This is a genomic window from Nostoc sp. CALU 546, assembly GCF_048836525.1.
In genome coordinates this window covers 1-4,295 of sequence record NZ_JAWJTF010000206.1, presented here as the reverse complement: position 1 = coordinate 4,295, position 4,295 = coordinate 1, and the positions used below count along the sequence as shown (strand labels likewise).

Here is a 4,295-nt window from a genome sequence, read left to right as displayed (position 1 = left end):
CCACAACGAACCTACTGCAATTAAAAAGTATAGAGGTCTTAACTCTATCCTATTTGAAAGAGTTTTAGACCTCTGATATTTTTGGTATAGCGGTTCTCCACAAGCGTGAAGTACAATTTTGACCTCACTTCCATTCCTCTCTCTTAAAAGGCTACGGTGTACACACAAGTTCTAAAAACCTAGCTTGATAAGCATTTCCTCGTTCCCAGTTTCCGACTGGGAATGCATTCATTGAGTCTCTGACTCAATATCTGACTAGAGGCAGAGCCTCTAATCAGGCATTCCTATGCAGAGCATAGGAACGAGATAACGAAAATACTCGCTCTAAGCGAAGCATCCCGAAGGGTATACGCTACGCTATCCCCCAGTCATACAGAATACCCAACTGAATTCTGACTCCTGAATTCTGTTCGATAAACTACGCTTTGTGAATACCTGGTGAAAAATAGCTGCTCAAAATTGGTAATGGTGATATAGTTACTCAAATCGGTTCTGATGGGAAGCAGCCATCGGACGCAAGGGGGAAAGTCCGGTGTAAATCCGGCGCTGTCCCGCAACTGTGAACCAAAATTAGGTGAGTCAGGATGCCCGCCGGTTAGAATCAATTCGTTTACATAAATCTGCGAGGTACAGATTATGAAAAGTAAAAAACAGGCGTTAGTCAGTCTAACCCTGATGGGAGTTATCAGTTTTTATCTAGTAGTTGGTTTACCCAAACCCGCTTACGCCATGCACATTATGGAAGGTTTTTTGCCAGTGCAGTGGGCAATTTTTTGGTGGGTTGTGGCATTACCATTTTTTCTATTAGGATTGCGTAGTCTGACTCGCATTACTCAAGCTAACCCGGAACTGAAACTACTCTTAGGCTTGGCTGGTGCTTTTACTTTTGTGCTGTCAGCTTTGAAAATCCCTTCTGTCACAGGTAGCTGTTCTCACCCAACAGGGACAGGGTTAGGTGCGGTGCTGTTTGGCCCCCTTACTATGTCGGTTTTGGGTAGCTTAGTATTGTTGTTTCAAGCTTTGTTACTAGCGCATGGCGGCTTAACGACGCTAGGGGCAAATGCTTTTTCGATGGCGATCGCTGGCCCTTTCGTAGCTTACTGGATATATAATCTGACAATAAAGTTAGGTGGTAAACAACAAATCGCCATATTTTTAGCAGCTGCGATCGCAGATTTACTCACCTACATTATCACTTCCATCCAACTCGCCCTAGCTTTCCCCGCACCTGTTGGTGGGTTTATCGCTTCATTTACCAAGTTCGCCGGAATTTTTGCCATTACTCAAGTTCCCTTAGCAATTAGTGAAGGATTACTAACTGTGTTGGTGTGGAACTGGCTGCAATCTTATAATCCTCAAGAATTAGAATTGTTGAAATTAATCAAGCGAGGAAGTGGCAATGAGTCAATCTAAAAAAGGGTTGAGTAACTGGCTGTTGGTATTAGGAGTTATCGCTTTAGCAGTTGCACCGTTAATATTTGTGCAAGGTGGGGAGTTTTCCGGTGCTGATGGCAAAGCAGAAGAGGCTATTAATGAAATACAACCCGAATATAAACCCTGGTTTAAATCATTTTTTGAACCAGCTAGTGGGGAAATAGAAAGCTTATTATTTGCTTCGCAAGCGGCTTTGGGTGCGGGAGTAGTTGGTTATGCAATTGGATTGTATAAAGGACGTTCCCAACAACAAAAACCTAAAGAATGAGCCTACAACTAGACACTTTAGCTTATACCAATCGATTGCGAAGATTGCCACCAGAGCATAAACTAATTTTTGCATTTACTACTCTTGCTATTTCCCTGGCTAGCCATCCACTAGTGCAAATATTGATGGCACTTTGGATGGGTATTTGGACAGTTATCTATGCAAGAATTCCCGCTGGTGTTTATTTTAAATTGTTAACATTTACCATAGTTTTTTGTTTGACAAGTTTGCCAGCACTTATGGTAAATGGAGTTACGATTAATGATTTGCCAAACGTACAATTAGATTCGTGGTATGGATTAACTCTCGGACACTTCTATATTTATATCAGTCATCATGGCAGTATCCTAGCATTAGGAATTTTAACCAGAGCATTAGCCTCTGTTTCTTGCTTATATTTTCTCATGTTAACCGTCCCTTTTACGGAGATATTACAAACTCTGCGTTACTTACGATTTCCAGTGCTTTTAACCGATTTGTTATTACTAATGTATCGGTTTATTTTCATCCTACTGAACACAGCCGATGAATTATGGACAGCACAAAACTCCCGTGGTGGTTACCGTACTTGGCGTAGTGGAATGAAAAGTTTAGCACTACTAATCGGACAATTATTACAGCGAACCTTACAACGATATAGTCAGTTTTCTCTGGGATTGCAATCACGGGGTTTTGTGAGTGAATTTCGAGTTTGGCATCCCCGCCGCTATCATCCCCAAGCGCGATATATCATCGAAGCAATTTGCGGCTGTGTAGGATTAATAGGATTAGAATTTTGGCGAAATGCAAGAATATTTACTTGAATTTGAGCAGGTATATTACACCTATCCAGGCGCACAAGAATCAGCTTTGAATGGTCTAACACTGAAGATTCCATCTGGTAAAAGGTGTGCGTTAATTGGGCAGAATGGTTGTGGTAAAACGACGCTATTTTTATTAGCCAACGGTCTATATAAACCTGATTCTGGTATTGTCCGTTGGCGTAGTGAACCGTTAAGTTATAATCGTAATTATCTGGGTAACTTACGGCAGAAAGTTGGACTAGTATTTCAAGATCCAGAACAACAATTAGTAGCTTCTACTGTTGAAGAAGATATATCTTACGGTTTGTGTAATTTGGGTTTACCAGAGCCAGAAATTAAAGACCGAGTAGAGCAAGCATTAGTGGAATTTGAACTGACTGCTTTAGCAGAAAGACCAGTACATCATCTGAGTTTAGGACAAAAAAAGCGAGTTTCTATAGCAGATGTGATGGTATTACACCCGGAACTCTTGGTGTTGGATGAGCCAACTGCATATTTAGATTTAAAACATACTCGTAACTTGATAGCGACTTTGAAAAAGATTCATCGAGATGGAACCACTTTGTTGATGGCAACCCATGATTTGGATTTAGTTTATCGTTGGGCAGATTGGGTTTTTGTCATGGATAAAGGGCAGTTGATGCTAGAAGGTAAACCACAAGATGTATTTAGTCAGCGTACACTTTTAGAAGAGTTAGAGTTAGGCGTACCATTGATATATGAGATGTTATTTGATGGGCTATCTACTGAAGAGGAAGTAATTATAGAAAGAGTGCGACAGCGGATATTACAGCTATTTCGTAATTTTTCCTGATTAACATAGGATTTACGTAAAACTAAACGCCAACCTACACAGTTTAAGGTTTTTGGCGTTAACCCAAGCTTAGTGAAATATAGGGTGGACAAAAATTTGCCCACCATATAACTAATTTACACCTCGCAGCTTGCGAGTATTATCAACTAAACTCTGAGCAAATTGATCAAATCTTTGGGATAGCTTCTCATCTAGTAGCTTGCCTTCAGGACTGAACGCACTCCAAGCTTGTCCGATCGCAATTTGTTCAGGAATTGCCCAACAATGCACCCATCTGGTAATTAACCGTAATTCGTTTAGAGCATTACTATTAGACTGTCCACCTAAGACACTAATAAATCCTGCCACTTTATCTGAGAGTTGATCAAAGCTCATCAAATCCAGAGCATTTTTTAGGACACCACTAACGCCACCATGATACTCAGGTGTCGCTAAAATGAATCCATCAGCCTGACTAAAAGTATTTTGCAACCGCAAAACATCTGGGTACTCTGGATACTCCTTAGCGCCAGTGCAAAATGGTAGCTGCAACTGCCGTAAATCGAGAATTTCTACCTCTGCACCCAAGGCTTCCACCCTTTGCATTGCTACTTGTAAAGCAAGCTGGGTATAAGAGTTGGATCTTAAACTACCGCCAATACCAATAATTCTCACCATAATTAACCTACAAAGTATTAACTAGCTCTTAAAAAACGGAATCGTTATGACTATGTTTATCTTAGCGATTTGTGTCAGAATGTGTCAAATTAATATCTGCTGGGCATTGGGTATTGGGTATTGGGTATTGGGTATTGGGCATGGGGCATGGGGCATTGGGCATTCATTGGGCATTGGTGACTCTTCCCCATTCCCCCTTCCCCTGTGGATGGCTACGGTGTACACACAAGTCCTAAAAACCTAGCTTGATAAGACTTTCCTCGTTCCCAGTCTCCGACTGGGAATGCATTCATTGAGTCTCTGACTCAATGCCAGACTG

At 41.2% G+C, this 4,295-nt stretch carries 6 protein-coding genes and 1 riboswitch; of the genes, 5 read left to right on the top strand and 1 reads right to left on the bottom strand.

The window, feature by feature from the left end; all coding sequences use genetic code 11:
* Window positions 1–470: 470 nt before the first annotated feature.
* Window positions 471–611: riboswitch (cobalamin riboswitch) on the top strand.
* Between the two features lie 25 nt (window positions 612–636).
* From RRG12_RS41545 to RRG12_RS41530, 4 genes are read left to right on the top strand one after another with little or no spacing between them, the layout of a single operon-like run.
* On the top strand, window positions 637–1,413 hold the full coding sequence (locus tag RRG12_RS41545) for an energy-coupling factor ABC transporter permease (protein WP_069069994.1): 777 nt from the start codon (window positions 637–639) through the stop codon (window positions 1,411–1,413).
* Window positions 1,400–1,702 (top strand): energy-coupling factor ABC transporter substrate-binding protein, encoded by a 303-nt coding sequence (locus RRG12_RS41540; protein WP_420763186.1) that lies wholly within the window; start codon window positions 1,400–1,402, stop codon window positions 1,700–1,702. The genes RRG12_RS41545 and RRG12_RS41540 overlap by 14 nt, the downstream gene beginning before the upstream one ends.
* The gene (cbiQ, locus tag RRG12_RS41535) at window positions 1,699–2,505 is read left to right on the top strand and encodes a cobalt ECF transporter T component CbiQ (protein WP_420763185.1); all 807 of its coding nucleotides are present in this window, start codon (window positions 1,699–1,701) and stop codon (window positions 2,503–2,505) included. The genes RRG12_RS41540 and cbiQ overlap by 4 nt, the downstream gene beginning before the upstream one ends.
* Window positions 2,486–3,319 (top strand): energy-coupling factor ABC transporter ATP-binding protein, encoded by an 834-nt coding sequence (locus tag RRG12_RS41530; protein WP_420763184.1) that lies wholly within the window; start codon window positions 2,486–2,488, stop codon window positions 3,317–3,319. The genes cbiQ and RRG12_RS41530 overlap by 20 nt, the downstream gene beginning before the upstream one ends.
* 111 nt (window positions 3,320–3,430) lie before the next feature.
* Here the strand turns inward: RRG12_RS41530 and RRG12_RS41525 are convergent, their stop codons facing one another.
* A complete protein-coding gene (locus tag RRG12_RS41525) occupies window positions 3,431–3,976 on the bottom strand; it encodes an NADPH-dependent FMN reductase (protein ID WP_420763183.1) in 546 nt (181 codons plus the stop codon).
* Window positions 3,977–4,022: 46 nt separating this feature from the next.
* Here RRG12_RS41525 and RRG12_RS41520 point away from each other — a divergent pair, with 46 nt between their 5' ends.
* Window positions 4,023–4,220, top strand: a complete 198-nt coding sequence (locus tag RRG12_RS41520) for a hypothetical protein (protein ID WP_420763182.1) — start codon at window positions 4,023–4,025, stop codon at window positions 4,218–4,220.
* Window positions 4,221–4,295: the final 75 nt, after the last annotated feature.

Coding starts and splice junctions, on each gene's coding strand:
- RRG12_RS41545 (WP_069069994.1), top strand. CDS start 637: ATGAAAAGTAAAAAACAGGCGTTAGTCAGTCTAACCCTGATGGGAGTT.
- RRG12_RS41540 (WP_420763186.1), top strand. CDS start 1,400: ATGAGTCAATCTAAAAAAGGGTTGAGTAACTGGCTGTTGGTATTAGGA.
- cbiQ (WP_420763185.1), top strand. CDS start 1,699: ATGAGCCTACAACTAGACACTTTAGCTTATACCAATCGATTGCGAAGA.
- RRG12_RS41530 (WP_420763184.1), top strand. CDS start 2,486: ATGCAAGAATATTTACTTGAATTTGAGCAGGTATATTACACCTATCCA.
- RRG12_RS41525 (WP_420763183.1), bottom strand. CDS start 3,976: ATGGTGAGAATTATTGGTATTGGCGGTAGTTTAAGATCCAACTCTTAT.
- RRG12_RS41520 (WP_420763182.1), top strand. CDS start 4,023: ATGACTATGTTTATCTTAGCGATTTGTGTCAGAATGTGTCAAATTAAT.